Consider the following 20,715-nt stretch of genomic DNA (forward strand, 5'->3'; position numbering starts at 1 on the left):
CGCCGGGGCCTCCCTAGTCGCGCCGCCCGCACCACTCCCATCGATTTTGCTCCCCCCTCCCCATCCCGCGCTTCGCCAGCGGGTCAGAGCCGCAGGCCGCAGGCAGCGGCTTCGCCTAAAGGAGTGAAAAATGACCATCCAGACCATCCAACTGAACAAGCTGGCGCTTTCCGACCTCAACGTGCGGAAGGTGAAGCCCAAGGAAATCGAAGCCCTCGCCGCCGACATTCAGGCGCGGGGCGTGCTGCAAAACCTGATCGGCTATGATGAAGACGGCAAAATCAGGATTTGCGCCGGAGGGCGGCGCTATCGGGCCTTGAAGCTGTTGCAGAAGGCAAAGGCCATCCCCGGCACTTTCGAGGTTCCCGTTGAAATCCGCAGCAAGGACGAGGCGCTGGAAATCTCGCTTGCCGAGAACGCGCAGCGCGAGGACATGCACCCCGCCGATGCCATCGCAGCCTATCGGGCGATCATCGACAGCGGCAAGGACGTTGACGATGTTGCAGCATCGTTCGGCGTCTCCCCGGCCTATGTCCGCCGCGTGTTGAAGCTGGCGGCGCTGCACCCGACCATTCTCAAAGCCTTCCAGAAAGACGAAATCGGCATGGGCGCGGCGCAGGCTTTCGCGCTGACCGACGATCAGGACCGCCAGCTTGAGGTTTTCAAGCGCACCGGCGACAACGCCCACCAAATCCGCGCCATGCTCACCCAGGAGAAGGTTGCCGATACCGACAAGCATTTTCGCATTGTAGGCGAGGAAGCCTATTGCGCCGCAGGCGGCACCTTCACCACCGATCTTTTCGGAGAACGTCGCTATTGCGATGATGCGGGCCTTGTCATGGACCTTGTGCAAGATCGGCTCGACGCCATCGCCAAGGCGGCGCGCGAAGATGGCTGGCGCGATGCAGAAGGGCAGCTCTACCGGCCTGATTCCTACTGGATGCGCGGCCATCTGGAACCCGCTGGCGAGCGCGATCCGACCGAGGAAGAAACCGCGCAGCTGGTCGAGATCGAGGCGGCAATCGCCAAGCGGGAAAGCGAGGTGGACGAGGACGATCACGACTATGACGACGAGTTGCGCGCCCTGACCCGCAAACAGGACGCTATCGTATCGGCTTGCCGCGTTTTCACCGCCGAGCAGAAGGCCGAGCACTCGCTTATCGTCTTCATCGGCCATGACGGTATCGAACAGGTCGCGTTCACCCGCACCGCCAAGGGCACCGCCGCCGATGGCCCCAAGCCTCCTCGCCCCGACTACTCGCAGAAAGTCATGGATCAGCTGGGCGGCATCCGCACGATGGCGGTTCGGGAAGCCCTTGCCAGCGACCCGGAGCTGGCGCTGGACGTGCTCTTAACGGGCCTCTTGGGGCAGGTTCGCGGCAACGCTTATTCGTGGCAACAAGCCGCCGAAATCACCGCCGAGAAGAACCGCTTCCATGTTGACGATGCGGTCATGGGCCATTCCACGATTGCCGACATTGACGAGATCGCAAGGGCCGATCTTGACCGCTTGGCCGAAACACCCACGCTGGACGACATGCGCCAGATGGACAGCGAAGCGAAATTGCGGCTGCTGGCCTACTGCGTTGCCTCGCAGATCACGAGCCTTTCGTTCCACAGCGACCGCGACCGCCAGCTGGCGCAGATCGTCGGAGCCGCGCAGATCAACATGGCCGACAAGTGGGAACCTAATCAGGTATTCTATGACCAGCTTAGCAAGGCCACGCTCTTGAAGCTGCTGGCCGAAGGTTGCGGCAACGACGCTGTAGAGAATTGCCAGACCATGAAGCGCTCTGACCTTGCCGTGACGGTCAACGAGCGCCTTGCGGGGCGGCGCATCCTGCCCCCCGCCCTTCGACCCTCTGCCTTGCCCGATGCCGCCGATAGCGAAAGCCAAGCGGCATGACGGCACGGGGAGCGCGCTTCACTCCCGCGCTCCCCGCAAACTTGGGGGCGGTGGCAGCTGCCACCGCCCGGCCTTTGCGATTAGCGAATGCGCCTGTTGAGGAAGAAAATCCCGATGGGTGCGACGAACAGCACAAAATCATGCAAGCCGCCGCCAAAATGAGCGGCCAGGGCCGCGCGCTTAGTAGTCTGTCAGCTGCCACATAGGATCGAGCGGCCCAGGGCCGCGCTCCGTCAGTGGTGGCAGCTGCCACCGGGGGAACACCAAGGGCACCCGCCCTTTCGTTCCCGAAGCATAATCGACAGGACCGGGTTGCCCGACAAGTTCGGCCAGTTCCGGCGCGCTCGCGCGCGCCGGGGCCTCCCTAGTCGCGCCGCCCGCACCACTCCCATCGATTTTGCTCCCCCCTCCCCATCCCGCGCTTCGCCAGCGGGTCAGAGCCGCAGGCCGCAGGCAGCGGCTTCGCCTAAAGGAGTGAGGAAAATGGCTAAGGAAACGAACCGGATCGACATTTATCAGGCCGTCACCGACGACATTCTTGCGATGCTCGAAGCGGGCACCAAGCCTTGGGTGAAGCCGTGGAGCGGTGGGCCGACCATTCCGCTCCGGCACAATGGGGTCGCCTATCGTGGGATCAACGTCCTCAGCCTTTGGGCCAGCGCCATGCGTCAGGGCTTCGCCTCCCCCTATTGGCTGACCTTCAAACAGGCATTGGAGCTTGGCGGCAATGTCCGGAAGGGCAGCAAGGGGACCACCGTTGTCTATGCTAACAAGCTTGTCGTGAAGGACTCCGAGACGGACGACGAGCGCGCCATTCCGTTTCTGAAACGATACACGGTTTTCAATGCCGATCAGGTCGAGGGACTGGACGGCAAATATCCCGCGCCCGCCCCGATCATTACCAATCCCGAAACCCGCGACGTTGAGCTTGAAGTGATGTTCTCTCGCATCGACGCAACCGTTCGCATCGGCGGATCGCAAGCCTATTACCACACCCGCGACGACTATATCCAAATGCCTGCTTTTGAAGCGTTCCATTCCGCCGACGACTACTATGCCACGCTTGCGCACGAGGCCGTGCATCATGCAGGGCATGAAAGCCGCCTCAACCGGAAAACCCTGATTTCAACGAGCCGCGCCGACTATGCGAGGGACGAGCTCGTAGCCGAGCTGGGCGCATCCTTCATCGGCGCGATTGTCGGTTTCAAGGTCGAGGAACGCGAAGACCATGCCGCGTATATCGAGCACTGGTTGACCGCGCTCCGCAACGACAAGCGCGCGATTTTCGAGGCTGCCCGTGAGGCTCAGAACGCCGCCGACTACCTGTTGGCGATGATGACCGACCAAGCGGATTGAATGACCCGCCCTGCTAAATGCACGAGACGCCGCGCAAGCGCGGCGTCCCATTTCAGGAAAGTGAAATATGGGGGCTACTCAATGTGGTTTATATACAAATCCCGACATGTTAACTATGGGCGGGAGCAGGTCGTTTTTAGGTGCAAAATGGAAAATATCATCGACACCTACAGGAATCGCATCAAGGCGATGGGGTATGAGCCGCGTCGGCAGGAAGAGATTCCTGACGTGATGGCAGCTTATTGCGAAGCAATCGCAAATTGCAAGATTGAAGGACTTGAATTGGTTTCGGATGACCACTCTTTTTGTTTGCTGTTGGTCGAAACCCAAATTCCCGTCGATGTGGCGATTGGTCTGGCGCAGGACTACAACCGTGATGTTCTGTCCCGCCAGAAACTCGCTGCATGACAGGTGAGCGACCCTTACACCTGGCGTAACAGCGACGTTCTTCGGAACAAGCTGGGAATCCGCGACGATAATATCCTCAAGGAGCGAGAAGCTTTCTTCTCGGTTGTCCGACATGGCGAGCTGGTTGTGCAGCGCGCCGCGCCGGCGACGAACGCGCGCGAGTATCGCGAACTGCACAATCATCTGTTTCAGGACGTATATGATTGGGCGGGGCGCTTTCGGACTGTGGACATAAGCAAACCCGGCAGCACTTTTGCCCGAGCGCACTTCATTGCCCGCAGCATGGAGCACGAATTTAAGCAGCTGCCCGACCTCCAAACCCTCAAGTCGATGGATCGTGATCGCTTTGCGGATACCATGGGGCGGCATATTTCCGAATTAAATGCCGTTCATCCGTTCCGTGAGGGCAATGGTCGCACCATGCGGCTGCACTTGCAGCTACATTCCCTTGCGGCCGAGAAATTCGTCTCGATCCAGGCAATGGGGCCGAAGGACTGGATGGAGGCGAGCCGCGACAGCTTCCATACTGGAAATCACGCCTCCCTCGCCAAAGTCATCCGTGATGCCATGCCCCTCGAACAGAACCGCGTCGAGCCAGCGCGTGGGCCAGCGGGCATCGCGTTTCCACCCTCGATGGAATCTCTCATGCCAGTTGGCGAACGACGCGCAATGAGTATCGAGCAGGCCAAGGATCAAATCAGCCGTTACCTACCTACTGCGCAAACCGTTGCGTCGCGGCAGCATGAGCAGCTTAATCGGATCGCGGAAACGTCCGCTGACATGCGCCAGCTGGCCGCGCGTTCAGCGCAGGAGCTTGCCTTTTTCCGCGATCCCAAAGGGCCGATGCACCACCTTCAGCTGATTGAGCAACGCCGCTATCATCAGATCGAAGTCAATTGGTCCGAGGGTATGGACCCGCTGCAAAGAGTCCGCGCCATCAGCGCGGGCGCCGCAGATTTCCTTTCGAAAATGACCGACCGCGACATTCAGGCCGCCGATCGCGCGCTACGTCTGCAAGTCATGCCTCCCGGCGTCAGTCAGGTTGATCTACGCCTTGCCGCGCAATTCGAGAAAAACTCGCCTGAGCAGAACCGCGCCGATGCCAGGTTCGCGCAATTCCAGCTCGCCATTGATAAGCGCGTCGCGACAGCTACCGAGCGCGGCGCATCGAAGGAACAGCTGGCGCAGATCGTCGAAAGCGCAAAGGCCCATGTCGCCGCAACATTGCGCGAAGGCAAATCACCGACGCCGACCGCCGAGAAATCAAAGGACCGCGAGCGCTGAAAATGAGCGGCCAGGGCCGCGCGCTTCGTAGTCTGTCAGCTGCCACATAGGATCGAGCGGCCCAGGGCCGCGCTCCGTCAGTGGTGGCAGCTGCCACCGGGGGAACACCAAGGGCACCCGCCCTTTCGTTCCCGAAGCATAATCGACAGGACCGGGTTGCCCGACAAGTTCGGCCAGTTCCGGCGCGCTCGCGCGCGCCGGGGCCTCCCTAGTCGCGCCGCCCGCACCACTCCCATCGATTTTGCTCCCCCCTCCCCATCCCGCGCTTCGCCAGCGGGTCAGAGCCGCAGGCCGCAGGCAGCGGCTTCGCCTAAAGGAGTGAGGAAAATGGAAGCGACAACTGACCAGATCGCCACCGTTGCGGCGCTGAACGACATTGCGCGGCGAACGATGGGCGTGACTTGTCGCACCGTGATTACGCAAGGCATCGCGGCGCTGGACGAGAATACGCAGTCCGACATTCTCAAGATGATCGAGGGCTTTGAGGATTTCACACCCGACAACGATCCTCACGGCGAGCATGACGCCGGTTTCCTTTATCGCGATGTGATCGGCCAATGGCATACCCGCTGGACTGACGACAGCACGCGCCCAGCCCTCTCGGTCATGTGGAAGTTCGACTATTACGACCGCGATCTTGAATTTGGCAGCGCCGAACCATGGAATCCCGATGCCACAACCCGCGTGCTCACCATTCTCCTAACCAGCGAATATTGAGGGAGGCCACCATGACCAAATCGCCCCCCGTGATCGAGCTTAGCTGGCGTGATGAGAATTACGGTTCCGTCTGCGCTGTCGCCGCCTTCCGCAACTATGCGGGCACACTGGATTGGAGCGACCGCACCCACCAGCGGTTTCGCGGATGCCTGAAACGCGCAGGCTTCGCCTTCCACGATGGCCGGTGCAGCTACATCGCCACCAGCGGCACCCGCGAGGATCGGCAGCGCGCCCTTTGTGACGAGCTGGCCCGCGCAGGCTTCCAGATCGACAGCGGCGACGTGAGGGCAGAGGCATGAACCGCGAACGCCGCAAGCAGATCGCCGCCGCTCGCGTGCTGATCGACAAGGGCAAGGCCCTGTTGGATGAGGCGCGCGACATGCTCGAAACCGTCAAGGATGACGAGCAGGCCGCCCGCGAAAATCTGCCACCCAGTCTTGAGGACAGCGAACGCGCGCAGGCGATGGACGCCGCAGTTTCCGAACTGGAAAGCGCGATTTCAGCCCTTGAAGACTTCGACGCCGACGAGATCGGCACGCAACTCGACACCGCCAGCGAATAGGAAGGATTGACCATGCAACCCATGCGCCACCTAGATCGAGACACGCGCCGCGCCCGCCTTCTGGCGGCGCGCACGCGCCCCGTCGGCGGCATCAACCGGCGCGGCATCTTCACCGGCCATTGGGACGGTGGCGATGTTGTGCGCCAGTTTCGCGGCGATAACGGATCGTGGATCGGCCTTGCCGCCTACAAGGCGAAGGAAGAGCCGGAGCCGCAGCCATGAAAATCAGCAACACGGCGAGCGCCGTTCGCGTCACCCTCTCCCCCACCGAGATCAGCGATTTGCAATTTGTGATCGAGGCGGCCGAGCGCGCGGGGCATTATATGCCCGCGCGCGTCCTCAACATCATGGCGGCGCTGACGCGCAGCGCCGACGATGTTCGGATGAAACAGGCCATGAAGCGGGCGGAAAAAGATCGCGTGACGCGGATCGAGCAGGACCGACGCGCGCGCGAACGCCAATTCATGCTAGGCGACCGATACAGCGTCATGGCGAGCCGCGCCGACTACGCCGATGCGTCTTCTGATCCGGACGCGCGCCAATGGGTTGACCTGGTGTTTCATGAAATCATGCAGAGGCCGCTTCCCGATCAATACGAACTCCGGCGCGACGTGTGGCGTGTCCACGTTGTCCAACTGGACGGCGGCACGCTCGGCGCTGTTGTAGGCGGCGATTGCACTCAAACCGCCGACCCCGCCGAAATTACTTCCGTAGCGGAACAGCTGATCGCCCGCTTCGAGGCCAGAGCTTGACGCGCGTGGAGCGGTGGCAGCTGCCACCGCTCCAGAGAGATCTAGAATCTGGCGATGAGAGGCAGCAGCGCCGCCGCTTGGCTTCCCAGGACCGGCACCCAATAATTCGCGGCGCGGTAATCAGGGCCGTGATCGACCGCCATCACCCCAAAGACATATCCGATCATTGGCAGCGTCCACAGCAGACGCCCGCCCAGGTCCACGCCCATCAGCACCAGCGCAACGCCAAGCACAGCCCAAAGCGGAATCAGTCGTTCCATGATTTCGCGATGACGGATTATTCGCCATGCACTTTCCCGGTCATCGGCGCTAACCTGCGATACGAGGCCCATAGCTTCCCCTTTTCATCAACGGTCGCCGGCGATCATCCAACGGCTTCACGAAAATGTGAAGCGCGTTTCGCGCGCATTCTCGCCAATCCGTTGTATAGCCCCCATCGAGCGAGGGCGAGGGACTGTGACAGCGGCCCTTCGCAAATCCTCTCGCTCAAAGGAGGTGATGTGATTTGACAGCATATGAAGCAGCTCAATTGACGATCGCAGCCGTCGCGCTCGTGATCGCAATTGTGAAGCTGGGGAAGTCCGATAAGGGCTGATCTAGCGGGGCGGGTGGTCTGACAGGGCCGCCCGCCCTAAATGTTTGAACCCGCCGTGTGACAGCACGGCGGGTTCAGGTAGGTGCGTGAAATGAATCAGCACACGAAGCATTGCCTATATAGCCCTTTTCCCTTGCCAATCCAATAACCGACGCGCGCGCGAGGTGTTCCCCGTCTGTTCCCTTTGGCGCATAAGCGCCCAATGGCCGCGAACTACAACCGCCCCAAGCCCATTGATCCTATCTGGTATCGGCAAGGCTGCTATCTGCGCATCTATTGCGCTTGCGGTCGCCGCGTTGTCGCCCCGCTGGGCGACTTCGCCCGCTCGCGCCGCATTTCTTTCGATACCCGCATTTACGAGCTGATCGCGCGGCTTCGGTGCAGCCAGTGCCGCCGCAAGCCTTATGCGGACGTGTCGCGCAACCGCTCGGGCAATTAAAATGACGGAGGATCCGATTGCTCGGATGCTTCCGGCGCTATCCGTTGGGCATGTCGCCGGCGACATGCCGCAGCGTCCTCTAGGTCACCGCTATGCTATGACCTGGCGGGCGCTTTTCCCTAGATTGAGGCGGCAATGCCGCCGCGTCCGCTGTTCGACTTTGGGGCCTGTTCCTGCCCCCTGCCGCAAGGGCTGGACCGTCTCGGCCGCTGTGCGGCCTCGCTTGGCGATCAGGCGGGTTTCCCCGCCCTTCCTTCGCTACGCTCCGTGCAGGACGGGTGATCCCCCTCCCCCCTGATCGGCCCTGATTTGCGGCATTCCCCGGCCCTGCTCGCCGCTGGGCAGAAGTCGATGACCCGTCATCGCCTTCGGCTCCATTCTAGGCAGGGAAAACAGCACATGACCGACATTCCGTTGGCAACGATTCTTCGGATCAACGCCGCCCGCACCATTCCGCTCGCTCGCTATGAGGAAGAGGGCAATTTTGACCGCTTCGGCTACATCAAAGACCTTGCCGAAAATCATGGCGCTGACCTTCCCGCCGTCATCGAGATTGCCGACCTACTAGGACCGGATGAAGATTTTGACGGCCTTGTGACCACCATCGAGGACGCCGCCGAGGGCTTCGGCTTTGGTGCTCTTATCCTCGGGGGGGCGTGAGCATGGGCCAGGAGCTTATGACGCCCGCGCAGATTGCGGATATTTGCGACGGCCGAGACAAGGCCATAGCCCTTTGGCTCGGCCTCTATGACACCTACCATGCAACCCGCGACGAGGCGGCGCGCCTGACCCTTGGCGGCCCACTATCGCTGTCATGTGGCCGCGACTGGACCGAGGACACGTTGACTCGCGCTTTCAGCTGCCACCGCCTGTCCTGGCGCAGATTGAGGCGGCAAGCCGCCGCGCTGATTTGTCGCGTTTGGGGCCTGTTCCTGCCCCCTGCCGCAAGGGCTAGACCGTCTCCGCCGCTGCGCGGCTCCGCTTGGCGATCAGGCGGGTTTCCCCGCCCTTCCTTCGCTGCGCTCCGTGCAGGGCGGGTGATCCCCCTCCCCCCTGATCGGCCCCGTTTGCGGCATTCCCCGGCCCAGCGTCGCCCGCTTTCGGCAGAAGTCGATGACCCGTCATCGCCTTCGGCTCAATTAGGAAGGGAAAGCCCATGAAAATCCGTATCTACCGCCAGACCGAGCAGGACTTTGACCGAATCGAGATCGAGGGCGCGACCTTTGAAACCATCGTCAGCCGGGCAGCGGTCGAGGGGCTTCAATGCAGCGGTTACAACAGCAATCCGAGCCAGCGGCTTGAGTTGCAGGGCGCACCGAAATTCAAGGGCGTTTGCGGTCCTATGTGGGATGGCGATGCGATCCGCTACGAGTGCAGCGCCACCTATGCGGAGTTGAGCGCATGAGCGCCGCCGCCGCGATACGCACCGCGCAGGCCGACCAGCTGGGCGACCAGATCATTGCCGCAGGCTTCGCGCCAAACGGCTTTGTGCTGGATATTAACGAGGCGCTTGATGTGCCCCGTGACTTTCCCCTTTCCGCGCCGTGGAATCTGCCGTCGCGCCTGTTTCAGTTCCCCATAGAGGTTATCCGTGCAGAGCAGGACGAGCCGCGCAAGATCGGCCTTCGCCATCCTTTGCTTGCCGCCCATCCTTTCGTGCAGCACGTCGAGCGCGCGCTAGGGATCGAGATCGCCCGCGATGGCGTGACGAACCGCCACGGCTACAGCAACCGCGTTCATTCGCTCTGGCATCATGCGGTGGACCTTATCAGCGCCGGGAAATGGCGCGAATTGCTCGAAACGCAGGAGTTCACCGAGCCGCGCAATATCTTCAATGCCGTTGTCTATGGCCTTCGCTATTCGGACCACGCCGACAGGAAGGCGAGCGGTCACATCAGCACCGTCGAGGCCCGCCAGATCATGGGGGAAATGGGAGCTACCGAGCCGACCGAACGCGCCGCGTTGCTTCGCAGCTTTTCCGCGCCGTCGCCCTGCCAGCAGGAACGCGGGGCCGAGCATTGGCCGATCAATCTTCACGGACCTTGCGCCGAGGATAAGGCATGGTCCTTCATCATCGGGATCGAGGATGGTTGGTTTTCCTATGATCGTTCCGGGCATCTGCAATGGTCCCCCATGGGCCGCGACCGTTACGCGGCAGGCGATAGCGCCAGCTTCACCGAGGCGAGCGGCCAGACCGCTTTCGCCTTTTGAGGGGATCGAGCATGGCCCGCCATTGCATCCGCGAACCTCGCTACGTTCCCCCGGTGCAGCGCATCGGGGAGCAACCCGACTTGTTCGGTGGACCGACCCTTAGCCACGTTGCCGAGCGCCAAGGACCGCCGAAAGGATGGCAGCGCCAATTGCAGAAATGGGGCCGCTGCACCGTCATTGCCGATCTTGAGGCAGCGCCGCCGTCTGTCATCGACCCTCCCCCGTCCCCGTCTCCGGTTTTCCTTGTCGCTTGCGTTGCTGCGAAGCTGGACCGCCCCGCCCCGGCGCGCGATCTTTACGCATCGCCATGGTTCCAGAAGGCCCGTGCCTATGTCGAACGACAGGGCGGCGCATGGTTCATCCTGTCAGCAAAGCATGGCCTGATCGCCCCGGAAACCGTCATCGCGCGCTATGACGAAACGCTAGGCGCGATGAAGGCAGGCGCGCGCCGCCTTTGGGGCGCGCGCGTGATCGAAGCAATGGCCGAGCAGATCGACGCCGCCGCGCCGCTGATCGTTCTCGCAGGCCGCAACTATCGCGATCCCCTTTGGCCGCAGATCGAACGGCGCGCATCGGTTCCGATGGAGGGGCTTGGAATCGGTCAGCAGCTCGCTTGGTTAAGCGACAACTGAAAGCGAGAATTGTCGCGGTCCATGCGCAACTTCGCGCGATGCGCTTCGAGGGGGCATCTGTTTGTCGCGCCGCCCTTTCAATCTATCCAACGCCATTTGGCGTTGTGAGTTTGAGGATTATAGGCCCATCAACGGCCCAAGCCCCCCGGTAGGGCCGCCCACTCTCGGCAAGCGCAAATGGCGTAGTTTGCGCTTGCCGGGAGACCAGTTGCCCTCTCTATATGGCAAGGTGACTGCCCCCACACCGACAGCGCCCTTGTGGACCCAAGATCAGGCCATTGCCTATGAGGCAGCCCTTGAGGCCATCAACGATGTTATCGCCGGTTACAGCGAGCAGATCGCGCTTGAGCATGGTCGCGTTGTGCCGAACACGGCGCGGATCGCTTGGCTCGAAATGCGGACGGATCAGGCATCGGCCACCGGCCATGCGCTCAATGTGATGGATGATGAGAATGTCCGACAAACGCTGCTGGAATACAGCGCGATCGTTCGGGCGCGAGACGGCGCAGGGTGAAGGTCCGCCCGATGGGCGGGCGTTAGTTCGTTAAATCCCCCCGTCAGTGTCTTCCTAGCATGAGGGCTGCACCAGGCCGCATCAAGGATCGGCGGTTCCCCCAATTTGCTGCGCAAATCGGCTCCCCCACCGCCCGCTAGCGCGGCCGCTTCGCGGTCCCTGACCCGACCCGGCGCTGCCCTCCCCTTGGCCTCGCCAATTCCGGCAACAAGGAGGTTGTTATGTCTCATCGTCTGTTCGCTCAGCTGGCTTTCGAGCGTGCGCTTGGAAATGCTGCGATCGAGGCGCTGGCGACCGCGTTGAACGATAAGGATCATTTCGACGCGGAAAGCATGTGGCCGAAAGACCCGATGTTTATCGGCAAGACGAGTGCTGACATCGAGGCGGTTGCGGCCGAGCTGGGCCAGATCATCGAGGACCGTATCAAGGACGTGCTCGACGGCCCCGGCATCCGCAACATCGAGCGCGGCGAATGCGTCTATCCGCAAGTCGTCGCGGTCGTGCTGGCGGCCAAGGCGAAGCGCGGCCAATCCGGCTGACGCCGGAGGGGCGGGCTTAGCCCGCCCCTTTTCGCCCGCTGGGCGAAACCGATGATCTCGGTGCCATGCAGAGCGCGGGACGGGGCATCGAACCCCGCCCCGCGCAATCTCTTCTCTCTGTGTGTCGTGGCATTTTGGCATGGGTGCGCGCCAGCTTTCAAGGATCGGCGGTTCCCCCAATTTGCTGCGCAAATCGGCTCCCCCACCGCCCGCTACCGCGGCCGCTTCGCGGTCCCTGACAGCCGGCGCCGGTGCCCATGCCGGGTGTCTCCCGTCACCAACGAGAAGGAGAACCGGATGCACATCAAATTGTTTAGAGCACTGAAAGCGGCTAATCTGTCCGACGACGCCGCAGCGGAAGTTGTAGAGGCTATTGAGGAGTATATCGCCGTGAAGGTTCAGGAGGCGAACAAGGGAATCGAAAGCAAGCTGACGGCACAAACTTGGGTCATCGGCAGCGTCGGTTTCGTCCTCGCAGTCATCGGCCTCGCGCCCGCTTTCATCAAACTGTTCCAGTAAGACAAAGGGAGGCTTCGGCCTCCCTTTTTTTGCCGAACCGACTGATTGTCAGGAGACGCAAATTGACCGACTTCGCACAAGCACGGCTCGATATGTTCGAGAGCGGTTTATTCGGCCAGGGCAATGCTTTCTGGCGCTGGATCGCCACGGACGAGGCGCGGCCCTATCTGGCCGCTTTCGCCGCCGATCGCGCGCCACCCAGCGGAAGCGAGTTTTTCGCGGCCGATCTTACCGCCGAGGATCTACTTGATTCCGATCACCTGGCCGAGCTTGCCCAGAAGATCGAAGCGGCTCACGGCTAGCGCCGTGCGCGCCGGGGCTATTTGCGAGCAGATGTGCGCTGTTGCTCCGCCACGTCGCGGATCATAGCTGCCCAGCATCCCAAGATCATGCCCTCTTCATTATCGACTTCGCTTGTGGCGACCGCATAGATACCCAGCAAGTTTGCAACCTCGCTCGCCTCGACAATGCCTTGACGCGCAAGCAGCGTGGCAAACATCGAGAGTGCTCCCCCCATTGCCCGCACCAGCGGCGCATCTTGTAGCAGTCGGTCAAATTCGCGGGGCGGGTTACTGGACATAGATTGTTCCGATCAAATAAAGCGACTGCCTTTCAGGACTTGTCGCGGGAAGTGCTATCCGCTGCCAATAATTCGACAGCCGATAATCCGAAAGCATCGGCAAGGCTCTCCAAGGTAGCAAGCGTTGGATTACCATGTCCGCGCACCATGTATGAAATATGTGACGCCGCAACGCCCGAGCGTTCGGACAACTCCCCTTGAGTTATGCCTAGTTTCTTTAGTTCGCGAGCGATGTTGGCCCCGAGCTGGGCCATCAACGGCGATGTTCGTTTCAGGTATATGGTTGGCATCGTGTTCGCGTCCTTCTGGCTAGGCGCAGAATGTCGGCACGGGCAGCATGGCGCAATAGGGTTGCTCTAGAAGCTATTTGCGCCATGGCTTTCGCGCCTAGCGCAGATGGTATAGATTGTGCGCCATATTTGGACGAGCGAGGTTCAAACCCTGCATGGACGGTCAGGACGACGCGATGAAATCGGCCATGGAGCTGTTCGCAGCTCGGCTTGCAAAGCGCGATGTAGAGAGGCCGATCACCGACCATCGAACCGTCGAGCGGTTGATCGCGATGCTGGAACCGCATGAGCAACAGGTTGTCCGCTTGCGGATCGGGCTTGGCCCCTCTCCCGCGCTCACTCTTGCCGCGACTGCAAAGATCGTCGGTGTGTCGCCAAGCCGCATCGGCCAAATCGAGGACAAGGCATTCCGAAGGATCAGATGGGTCTGCAACAACATAGACATTCACGATCGTTCGGCGCTGGATGCTTTGATCGCGCGCAGGCGTGATGAAGCGGCTGAGGCCGAGCGGATCAGGAAACGCGATGCCTTGCAAAAGGCGCTAGATCAGGAGCGGAAGCGCAAAGCCAAGCAAGACCGGGACGAGGTCAGGCGAGCGAAGGCGCGCGATTCCGCTTGGAACCGCAAACTACGCGTGGCGCAGGCTGAGCTTGATCGGATGAGATCCGACGCTCAGTTTTTTGCCGAACAGATCGCTCAAATCGAGCAGCGCGCTAATTGGCTGAGGGCAATTTTGCCGCGCGACCGCCAATTGGCGGCGCTGCGCGAACAGGCCGATGAAATCCGCGATGCGATCGCGAGCGCAGAAGCCAGCATATCCAACATGCTGGCCTCGCCCCCGGATGGTCCCCAGCTAGGCAAGGAAGCTTCAACAAACGATGGCCACTGATATTGAGCCGTCCCCCGCCTTCGCGCCGCAGATCGGCCGCGTTTATTTGCGCGTCAGCACCGATGCACAGGACTTACGCCGACAGGATGCCATCGTAGCCGAGGCGAAGGCAGCGGGCTATTATGTCGCGGCAGTCTATCGGGAGAAGGCATCGGGTGCCCGTGCCGACCGCCCCGAGTTGCTGCGTATGATTGCCGATCTTCAACCCGGTGAAGTGGTGATTGCCGAGAAGATTGACCGGATTAGTCGTCTTCCCTTGGCCGAGGCCGAGCAGCTGGTTGAGACAATTCGTGCGCGAGGCGCGCGACTTGCCATTCCCGGCGTCGTGGACCTGTCCGACCTCGCGGCCGACGCCGAGGGCATCGCCCGCATCGTGCTCGAATCTGTTCAGGCGATGCTCTTGAAGATCGCCCTGCAGATGGCTCACGACGATTACACCGATCGCCGCGAGCGACAGCGCCAAGGTATCGCCTTGGCAAAGGCCGCAGGGCGCAGCGGAGGGCGCAAAGGCGATCGGGCAACGCACGCCCGCATTGTGGCATTGCGCGAAGCGGGCAAGAGCATTGCCAAAACGGCAGAGCTGGCCGATTGCGACCGCAGCACCGTCAAGCGGGTGTGGGCGGCCCATCGTGCCGCCCAGGTGCAAGAACCCAGCCCTCAGCGAAATCATCGTGAGCGGAACCGCTGATTGCCCTTTCTGTTCGGCTTCAAGCCGGTGGCAGCTGCCACCGGCAGTCCCCTGCTCGCGTCAACGGACTGCCAGCTACGGAAAGAGCGGCGGAGCCGCGACAGGGTTTTCCAATCCCCGCCGTGCCGATCGAGCGCAGCGACCTATGGGTGCCAATGGCCAGTGGCAGCTGCCACCGCCGCCAGTCCAAATTGCTGCATCTACTCGGGCCGTTTCCTTTGGGCGTTGCTGTCTGACGGATACGAACTCCACATCGCCACTAATGCGGGCAAGCAGAAAACCGGCCTTCGGCCTTGGGTTTCCGCAAGCGGACCCTCCCATTTTCAGCTTGCCCGCGTAGCTCAGCTCCGCCGCAAAAAATCCGTCAGCAACGCTTATCCAAAGGAGACTACCATGCAGAACATCGCTGAATTTCGGATCATCGGCCGCGTTGGCAGTGTCGATACGACCGATAAAGTCACCCATGTTTCCGTCGCCGCGAACTACAACCGCAAGGATGGCGATGAATGGAAGACCGATACGCACTGGAACCGCGTGACGTTCTTCCGCCAGCTGGCAGAGCGCGCCGCTGACTTGGGCAAGGGCGACCTGGTTCACATCACCGGACGGGTCCGCCAGAACAGCTACGAGAGCAATGGCGAAACCCGCTACTCGGTGGACCTGATCGCTGAGGGGCTGGGTATCTTGGTTCGGGGCGGGGCTGACTAAGCCCCCCCCCTTTCACCTAAAACGGGCGGCCTGGTGGCCGCCCTTTTTTGTGGACAATGCTTTTCACAGACCCTAACAAGAATAGGGTTTAACTACGTGAGGCATGTGTGGCAGCCAAACTGTTCAATCGTGTAGCGAGCTTGCGCGTCGCTTCCGGACTTACGCAATCCGAGCTGGCAGCGAGGATTCAAGTCTCCCCTGAAACAGTCGCGGCCATCGAGAACGGCAGACAGGACGCCACTTTGCTGACGGCGCTACGTATGTCGCGTGCCCTGCGAACCGAGGTGCCGAACATCTTCAGGGAGCAGCCTTTCCCTAAGCTGATCGGCTCCGAGCGAGGCGAGAGCCGAACAGCTTAGGAGGCCGCTATGCGCCGTGAGATTGCCAGCAAACTTCGGCGCGCAGCCAGCGTGCTACGGACTGTCATGCTTTGGGCATCGCTTGCCCTGTGGCTTGCGATCGCGGCAACCGCGCTGATCGTCGTCCTTGCAGTCGGACTCGCGGCCTATTTCGCTTTTGGCTGGCTAGGAGTGGGAGCCGTCGCCGTCTTCGTGCTGATCGTTTTCTTCGGCAAAGACCCACCAACCGAACAGACCGGCCCGCGCCGCAAGGGCAAGGGCCTCAACCTGAACGACGATCCGAACCCATGGTATATGCAGTCGCAGTATCGCTTCGGATCGGGAAACAGCGCCGCTCATAACCGCTGGCACAAGTAGCCCGTGGCGCAGCCATTGAAGGGATTCTCAATGCGAACAATCGTAGTGACCAATGAGCGCGGCGGCATCGGCAAGACCACGCTTACCTGTCATATTGCGTGGCATCTGGCCGAGCAGGGCAAGCGTGTCGTGGTCCTGGACCTGGACAAGCAATGCCACAGTGCCGGGATGCTGAAAGCCGAGTTCGAGCAGATCGGCCCGGTTCAGTCGATTCTTGACTTCGACCCGAACGAAGAACCTCCGGCGCTGGCCTGTTTCAAGAACACACGGCAGATCGTCGAGTTGACGACTGACAGCCCGCAGCAAGGCCAGCACATCGGCGCTTATGTCCGCGCCATTCGTGCCGGCCTTGCCAAGCACTACGACTACTGCGTGATCGACACTGCGCCCGCGTGGGATGGCCGGAACCTCATGGCGCTGATTGCGTCCGATTATGTCGCGGTCCCACTGGACCCCGACAAAACCGCGCGTCAGTCGCTCAACGAAATCTCGCAAAGCATCAGCCTTGCAAACAAGGTGCGCGGGGAGGGTAACGCGACCCGGTTCGGGATCGTGTTCAACCGCGTTCAGACAACGAGCGAAGTTTCAAAAATGCTGATGGACCGCATTGGGCAGGCGCTTCCTGCCAATGTGGTGCCGCACACCATTCCGCACCGCGAGCACATGCGCGAGGCGGCTTTACTCGAAATTCCCGTTTGGCGCTTGGCAAAGGACACGCGGCGTAGCGCGCCGATCGTGCGCGAAGTCGTCTCCTACATTGTCGATCAAGCTGAGAGGGAAGCCGCATGAGCAAGGCAGCTGTCAAACCGGCGAAGAAGAGCTTTGCCGACTTCGATATGGACGCGATGGACTTTTCGGCCGTCCCCGCGAATACCGAGTTCAAGGCAGCTGGACGGTTTCAGCGCCTTCCGCTCGATGACATTGATCCAGACCCCACGCAGGTTCGCCGGGAGTTCGACCAGGCCGAGATTGATGCACTGGCCGCAACCATCAAGGACCGCGGCTTGCTGCAACCCATCGTTGTCGCGCCAACATCGAACGGTCGCTACATCATCCGCTACGGAGAGCGGCGCTATCGCGCGTGCCGCCAGCTTGGTTTCGACCAGATCGACACCGTTCTGGATCAGGCGGACGCCGAGCGCGATATTGGCCTCGACCAGTTTCTTGAGAACGAGCAACGCCAAGCCCTAAGTCTGGCTGAGCGCGTCAGTTTCATCGCGAGCCGCGTCAGTGACACGCTCTCGACAAAGGATCTAGCCGCGCGCATCGCCAAGCCGCATTCGGAAGTGAAGCGGCTCTACTCGCTGCGCACCTTGCCCGAGGACATTCTTGCCGCGTTGAAGAATTGTTCTCCGCGTGCCGCCGTCGCGATCAAACACGCGATCGAGCTGGACGAGCAGGCCACGCGCAATTTCGTGGCAGCAAACGAAAATCCGACAGCCGCCGCCTGTGAGCAGTTTCTTGCTACGCTCCAAGGCAGCCCCGAGGAAGAGACCGCGCAGGCCGGTGCCGCTAAAGCGATCGACGATCCAGCGTCGCCCCAAGAATCGCGCGCCTTGGTGGCAGCTGCTACCAGTGCGACGGACGATCGTCGGGAGCGGCCTGAACTGGACGCTCACGACGACGAGCGGGAAGGGGAGGGGGCCGTGCTTGCCGATCCTTCCGATCACAAGCCGCGCGCCCCCCGTCAGCCGAAAGAGGCTACCGACGCACCGGCTATCATCATTCAGGGCCGTCGCGGGATTGTTCTAAGTGGCCAGGTCACGGTTCGGTTCGACGGCGAGGCCGCGCCCCAAACCTTCGACTTCTGATAGCTTTTACCGTCCACGTTCTCTCAGCATCGAGGCGACGTGGAATTTAGAGCGGTGGCAGTTGCCACCGCTTTTTGTTTGTGGGGTAGGTATCTACTGTATGGCAGGATAAGCCTTGCGGCGGCTAATGTTAACCGATACGCTCAATCCTATCGGATCGCGCTTCACGGTTGGGAGATACCTACCCCACATGGAAAAGACGCTGGGCTTCAAGATCGAGGCAACCAAGCTCGCAAAGATTGACGCGCTTGCGCAGACGAGGGGAGGGCGCGGCCCCTTCATGCGTCAACTGGTTGACGCCGTGCTCCGGCAGTCCGGGGCGGCCAGCGAGGCCGCACCTCTTGTTGACCGCGAGGCCGCTGGCGAGCATCGCCTTTATCTTCGGCCGACCGAAACCGAACTGGCCGTGATCCGCCATCGCGCAAAAGAGCGCCGCATGACCCCGGCGACCTGGGCCATGGCTCTTGTGCGGCGACACATCGGCATTGCCGCGCCTGTCGATCGCGAATTGCGCGAAGAGCTGTTGAATTGCCGTCAGGCGTTGCAGCGCATTGGGCGCAACGTGAATCAGATCGCCCGAGCCGCTAACAAGATGGCGCTGGCGGACAATGCAGCGGAGATCGCCGGCGAGCTGCAAAAGGTCAACGACCTGCGCGCGGCGATCGGCGCGGCCGTCGAAGGTATCGGCGCCGCTACGAAAGCTGACCTGTCCTATTGGGAGGTTTCCAGTGAGCGACTTTGATAGCAGCTTTGAGGCGGGACAGCTTGCCGCGCTGTTCAAACCAAAGCTGACCAGCGACCCGAACAGGCGCGGGGCCGATATGTTGCTGCGCTCGCTGAGTTCGAGGCGGGCAGGCCAGGGCGGGAGCACGCGGGCGCGGCTTGCTCGCGTTGTCAGCCGTGCCCCGGAGGTCATGGTCAAGGTTACGGGCAGGCCGAAGGGCAAGAACCACGCGGCTGCGCATTTCGACTATATCGGCCGGAAAGGCGATGTGCCGCTTGAAACGCGTGATGGCGACATACTGACTGACAAGGAAGCTCGGGCGGAGCTGGCGCGCGATTGGGGCGATCCTGTCTATTGGCGTGACAATTCTACCGTAGCCGCCGTGAGCATGGTTTTTTCGATGCCGGCAGGGACAGACCCCGACAAGGTTCTTTCAGCGGTGCGCGAGGTCGCGCGCAGCGAGATCGGGCATGAGTGGGATTACGTCCTGGCGCTGCATACGGACACACCGCGGCCCCACGTGCATGTGACGGTTGCCGCGCGCGGCGACACAGGGCAACGCTTCAACCCGCGACCTCAAACGCTGCATCATTACCGGGAGCGCTTTGCAGAGGAATTGCGGGCGAGGGGGGTTACTGCCGAGGCAACGCCTCGCGCAGCGCGTGGTGTCGGCCGAGCCGGTCAGAGCATGGCCCTGAATCGGATGAGGCAGCGCTACATGGCCGGCACCGCACCTGCGCCGTTTGCCAATCAGAAGATCACTGCGGCCGCGCGAGACCAGCTGGCGGGGCGGTCAACCGCTCCGGATTTCGTGGTGCGCGGGCGGCAGGCATGGAATGAGACGCAACACCGCTATCTAGCTGCCGCCAAGCGGCTTGAGACAAGCAGCGATCCAGCTGACCGCCAGCTTGCCGACCAGGTGCGGCAATTTGTGGGGGCAGGGCGAACGCCTACAATTCATGAGCGATCGGTAGCCGCGATGGAGCGGAAGCGGCAGAGCGAACGATCTAGGAACCGCGATCGTTCGCGGGAAGGGCCAGGACGATAGTTATTGGCCGTGCTTGGTCCAACCAACGCTGTTTGCACGTTCCAAAGCGACCAATGCGTCTGATACCGCCTTCTGTGCGACTAGAAGATAACCTTCGGCAATGCTGGGCCATGTTAGCTCATCGAACGGATTTGTGACGTTGCCGTTGAAATAGTCGAGAGCTTCATGAGCGCGTGCAGCCGCCTCGATTACCTTGCCGGTATGTTTCTTTGCCCTGTCAGATTTCTTCATCGTGCCTCATGAGGGGGCGTTTGCGGGCATGGTGCAGAAGATCGACGCCACCTTGCAGCGCGCCGACGCGCTGGTGACGGCAGCCAGGGACGGAGCAACGCCGCGTCACGTTGTTGACCGGATCGTAGCGGCAGGCGGTGACGCCCGCGCCGAGGACCGGCGGACGATCGCGACCGCAGCCGCAGAGCTGAAGGATGCAACTCGGGCGCTTCAGGGCGTCACCGCATCGGCGCGGCGGGGCTACGAGCAGAACCGCTGGTTGATGTGGACGGCGATCGGCGGAGTGGTGCTCGGCATGGTGCTTTGGGCGGCGTTCGCCGGCGTCGTCGCGCGTGCCGTGCCGGCGAGCTGGCAATGGCCGGAAAAGATGGCGGCGCGAGCGCTCGACCTGTCAATGTGGGAAGGCGGGCAGCGGATGATGCAGGCCGCCTCGCCCACCGCGTTCCGCGCGATCATAGCGGCCGACAGGATGGTGTTGGCCAATCGCGAAACGATCGAAGGGTGCAGCAAGGCCGCAGCCCGAACGCGCGAGACGGTGCGATGCACAATCAAAGTTGGTGCTAGCCTTGAGGAGCAGCAGGATAGCGACCGCTAG

Annotated in this window: 32 protein-coding genes; 28 read left to right on the top strand and 4 right to left on the bottom strand. The window is 61.6% G+C overall.

The window, feature by feature from the left end; translation table 11 throughout:
* The first annotated feature begins 130 nt into the window (after window positions 1-130).
* From ACFQ24_RS01590 to ACFQ24_RS01630, 9 genes are all read left to right on the top strand, one after another.
* Window positions 131-1,906 (top strand): ParB/RepB/Spo0J family partition protein, encoded by a 1,776-nt coding sequence (locus ACFQ24_RS01590; protein WP_021319980.1) that lies wholly within the window; start codon window positions 131-133, stop codon window positions 1,904-1,906.
* 483 nt (window positions 1,907-2,389) lie between these two features.
* On the top strand, window positions 2,390-3,262 hold the full coding sequence (locus ACFQ24_RS01595; protein ID WP_004213405.1) for an ArdC family protein: 873 nt from the start codon (window positions 2,390-2,392) through the stop codon (window positions 3,260-3,262).
* Between the two features lie 147 nt (window positions 3,263-3,409).
* On the top strand, window positions 3,410-3,670 hold the full coding sequence (locus ACFQ24_RS01600) for a hypothetical protein (RefSeq protein ID WP_006968047.1): 261 nt from the start codon (window positions 3,410-3,412) through the stop codon (window positions 3,668-3,670).
* Between the two features lie 3 nt (window positions 3,671-3,673).
* On the top strand, window positions 3,674-4,954 hold the full coding sequence (locus ACFQ24_RS01605) for a Fic/DOC family protein (protein WP_006968049.1): 1,281 nt from the start codon (window positions 3,674-3,676) through the stop codon (window positions 4,952-4,954).
* A gap of 327 nt (window positions 4,955-5,281) precedes the next feature.
* Window positions 5,282-5,671 carry a DUF3768 domain-containing protein gene (locus ACFQ24_RS01610; protein ID WP_013054018.1) on the top strand — a complete coding sequence of 130 codons (390 nt, stop codon included), beginning with the start codon at window positions 5,282-5,284 and terminating at the stop codon, window positions 5,669-5,671.
* 11 nt (window positions 5,672-5,682) lie between these two features.
* On the top strand, window positions 5,683-5,970 hold the full coding sequence (locus ACFQ24_RS01615; RefSeq protein WP_006953883.1) for a hypothetical protein: 288 nt from the start codon (window positions 5,683-5,685) through the stop codon (window positions 5,968-5,970).
* On the top strand, window positions 5,967-6,233 hold the full coding sequence (locus ACFQ24_RS01620) for a hypothetical protein (protein ID WP_004213311.1): 267 nt from the start codon (window positions 5,967-5,969) through the stop codon (window positions 6,231-6,233). Before ACFQ24_RS01615 ends, ACFQ24_RS01620 begins: the two co-directional genes overlap by 4 nt.
* A gap of 12 nt (window positions 6,234-6,245) precedes the next feature.
* Window positions 6,246-6,455 carry a hypothetical protein gene (locus ACFQ24_RS01625; protein ID WP_004213310.1) on the top strand — a complete coding sequence of 70 codons (210 nt, stop codon included), beginning with the start codon at window positions 6,246-6,248 and terminating at the stop codon, window positions 6,453-6,455.
* Window positions 6,452-6,985 carry a hypothetical protein gene (locus ACFQ24_RS01630; RefSeq protein WP_007016089.1) on the top strand — a complete coding sequence of 178 codons (534 nt, stop codon included), beginning with the start codon at window positions 6,452-6,454 and terminating at the stop codon, window positions 6,983-6,985. Before ACFQ24_RS01625 ends, ACFQ24_RS01630 begins: the two co-directional genes overlap by 4 nt.
* Window positions 6,986-7,026: 41 nt before the next feature.
* Here ACFQ24_RS01630 and ACFQ24_RS01635 read toward each other — a convergent pair whose 3' ends face one another.
* On the bottom strand, window positions 7,027-7,317 hold the full coding sequence (locus ACFQ24_RS01635) for a hypothetical protein (protein ID WP_006953889.1): 291 nt from the start codon (window positions 7,315-7,317) through the stop codon (window positions 7,027-7,029).
* 465 nt (window positions 7,318-7,782) lie between these two features.
* Here ACFQ24_RS01635 and ACFQ24_RS01640 point away from each other — a divergent pair, with 465 nt between their 5' ends.
* From ACFQ24_RS01640 to ACFQ24_RS01680, 9 genes are all read left to right on the top strand, one after another.
* Complete coding sequence (locus ACFQ24_RS01640; RefSeq protein ID WP_006953891.1) at window positions 7,783-8,019, top strand: hypothetical protein; 237 nt, start codon at window positions 7,783-7,785, stop codon at window positions 8,017-8,019.
* A gap of 399 nt (window positions 8,020-8,418) precedes the next feature.
* A complete protein-coding gene (locus ACFQ24_RS01645) occupies window positions 8,419-8,679 on the top strand; it encodes a hypothetical protein (protein WP_006953895.1) in 261 nt (86 codons plus the stop codon).
* Window positions 8,680-9,175: 496 nt separating this feature from the next.
* Complete coding sequence (locus ACFQ24_RS01650; protein WP_006953897.1) at window positions 9,176-9,424, top strand: hypothetical protein; 249 nt, start codon at window positions 9,176-9,178, stop codon at window positions 9,422-9,424.
* Window positions 9,421-10,230 carry a hypothetical protein gene (locus ACFQ24_RS01655; RefSeq protein WP_006953899.1) on the top strand — a complete coding sequence of 270 codons (810 nt, stop codon included), beginning with the start codon at window positions 9,421-9,423 and terminating at the stop codon, window positions 10,228-10,230. Before ACFQ24_RS01650 ends, ACFQ24_RS01655 begins: the two co-directional genes overlap by 4 nt.
* Window positions 10,231-10,241: 11 nt before the next feature.
* Window positions 10,242-10,862 carry a DUF6884 domain-containing protein gene (locus tag ACFQ24_RS01660; protein WP_007016086.1) on the top strand — a complete coding sequence of 207 codons (621 nt, stop codon included), beginning with the start codon at window positions 10,242-10,244 and terminating at the stop codon, window positions 10,860-10,862.
* Window positions 10,863-11,118: 256 nt separating this feature from the next.
* Window positions 11,119-11,376, top strand: a complete 258-nt coding sequence (locus ACFQ24_RS01665) for a hypothetical protein (RefSeq protein WP_006953903.1) — start codon at window positions 11,119-11,121, stop codon at window positions 11,374-11,376.
* Between the two features lie 221 nt (window positions 11,377-11,597).
* Complete coding sequence (locus tag ACFQ24_RS01670; protein WP_006953908.1) at window positions 11,598-11,915, top strand: hypothetical protein; 318 nt, start codon at window positions 11,598-11,600, stop codon at window positions 11,913-11,915.
* Between the two features lie 297 nt (window positions 11,916-12,212).
* Window positions 12,213-12,434 carry a hypothetical protein gene (locus tag ACFQ24_RS01675; protein WP_004213291.1) on the top strand — a complete coding sequence of 74 codons (222 nt, stop codon included), beginning with the start codon at window positions 12,213-12,215 and terminating at the stop codon, window positions 12,432-12,434.
* Between the two features lie 62 nt (window positions 12,435-12,496).
* Window positions 12,497-12,736, top strand: coding sequence for a hypothetical protein (locus tag ACFQ24_RS01680; protein WP_006953912.1), 240 nt, complete (start codon window positions 12,497-12,499; stop codon window positions 12,734-12,736).
* 17 nt (window positions 12,737-12,753) lie between these two features.
* Here the strand turns inward: ACFQ24_RS01680 and ACFQ24_RS01685 are convergent, their stop codons facing one another.
* Complete coding sequence (locus tag ACFQ24_RS01685) at window positions 12,754-13,014, bottom strand: hypothetical protein (RefSeq protein ID WP_225870704.1); 261 nt, start codon at window positions 13,012-13,014, stop codon at window positions 12,754-12,756.
* Window positions 13,015-13,046: 32 nt separating this feature from the next.
* Entirely contained in the window at window positions 13,047-13,304 is a 258-nt protein-coding gene (locus tag ACFQ24_RS01690) for a helix-turn-helix domain-containing protein (RefSeq protein WP_081215339.1), read from the bottom strand.
* Between the two features lie 176 nt (window positions 13,305-13,480).
* On the opposite strand from ACFQ24_RS01690, the gene ACFQ24_RS01695 reads away from it, so the two are divergent.
* From ACFQ24_RS01695 to ACFQ24_RS01735, 9 genes are all read left to right on the top strand, one after another.
* On the top strand, window positions 13,481-14,194 hold the full coding sequence (locus tag ACFQ24_RS01695) for a sigma factor-like helix-turn-helix DNA-binding protein (RefSeq protein ID WP_004213281.1): 714 nt from the start codon (window positions 13,481-13,483) through the stop codon (window positions 14,192-14,194).
* Window positions 14,184-14,882 carry a recombinase family protein gene (locus ACFQ24_RS01700; RefSeq protein WP_004213279.1) on the top strand — a complete coding sequence of 233 codons (699 nt, stop codon included), beginning with the start codon at window positions 14,184-14,186 and terminating at the stop codon, window positions 14,880-14,882. Before ACFQ24_RS01695 ends, ACFQ24_RS01700 begins: the two co-directional genes overlap by 11 nt.
* A 393-nt stretch (window positions 14,883-15,275) precedes the next feature.
* The gene (locus ACFQ24_RS01705) at window positions 15,276-15,590 is read left to right on the top strand and encodes a single-stranded DNA-binding protein (RefSeq protein WP_004213277.1); all 315 of its coding nucleotides are present in this window, start codon (window positions 15,276-15,278) and stop codon (window positions 15,588-15,590) included.
* A 107-nt stretch (window positions 15,591-15,697) separates the two neighbouring features.
* Window positions 15,698-15,949 carry a helix-turn-helix transcriptional regulator gene (locus tag ACFQ24_RS01710; RefSeq protein WP_007016081.1) on the top strand — a complete coding sequence of 84 codons (252 nt, stop codon included), beginning with the start codon at window positions 15,698-15,700 and terminating at the stop codon, window positions 15,947-15,949.
* Between the two features lie 9 nt (window positions 15,950-15,958).
* A complete protein-coding gene (locus ACFQ24_RS01715) occupies window positions 15,959-16,306 on the top strand; it encodes a hypothetical protein (protein ID WP_004213276.1) in 348 nt (115 codons plus the stop codon).
* Window positions 16,307-16,336: 30 nt separating this feature from the next.
* Entirely contained in the window at window positions 16,337-17,095 is a 759-nt protein-coding gene (locus ACFQ24_RS01720; protein WP_004213275.1) for a ParA family protein, read from the top strand.
* Window positions 17,092-18,117 carry a ParB/RepB/Spo0J family partition protein gene (locus tag ACFQ24_RS01725; RefSeq protein WP_004213274.1) on the top strand — a complete coding sequence of 342 codons (1,026 nt, stop codon included), beginning with the start codon at window positions 17,092-17,094 and terminating at the stop codon, window positions 18,115-18,117. The genes ACFQ24_RS01720 and ACFQ24_RS01725 overlap by 4 nt, the downstream gene beginning before the upstream one ends.
* A 190-nt stretch (window positions 18,118-18,307) precedes the next feature.
* Window positions 18,308-18,859, top strand: a complete 552-nt coding sequence (gene mobC / locus ACFQ24_RS01730; protein WP_004213273.1) for a plasmid mobilization relaxosome protein MobC — start codon at window positions 18,308-18,310, stop codon at window positions 18,857-18,859.
* The gene (locus tag ACFQ24_RS01735) at window positions 18,846-19,889 is read left to right on the top strand and encodes a relaxase/mobilization nuclease domain-containing protein (protein ID WP_004213271.1); all 1,044 of its coding nucleotides are present in this window, start codon (window positions 18,846-18,848) and stop codon (window positions 19,887-19,889) included. Before mobC ends, ACFQ24_RS01735 begins: the two co-directional genes overlap by 14 nt.
* Here the strand turns inward: ACFQ24_RS01735 and ACFQ24_RS01740 are convergent, their stop codons facing one another.
* Window positions 19,890-20,120 (bottom strand): hypothetical protein, encoded by a 231-nt coding sequence (locus ACFQ24_RS01740; RefSeq protein WP_006953926.1) that lies wholly within the window; start codon window positions 20,118-20,120, stop codon window positions 19,890-19,892. It abuts the gene before it with no gap.
* A 28-nt stretch (window positions 20,121-20,148) separates the two neighbouring features.
* Between ACFQ24_RS01740 and ACFQ24_RS01745 the strand changes: the two genes are divergently transcribed.
* Window positions 20,149-20,715 (top strand): DUF6118 family protein, encoded by a 567-nt coding sequence (locus ACFQ24_RS01745; RefSeq protein WP_007016080.1) that lies wholly within the window; start codon window positions 20,149-20,151, stop codon window positions 20,713-20,715.

It is taken from the genome of Sphingobium olei, assembly GCF_042678845.1.
GTDB classification, from domain to species: Bacteria; Pseudomonadota; Alphaproteobacteria; order Sphingomonadales; family Sphingomonadaceae; genus Sphingobium; species Sphingobium olei.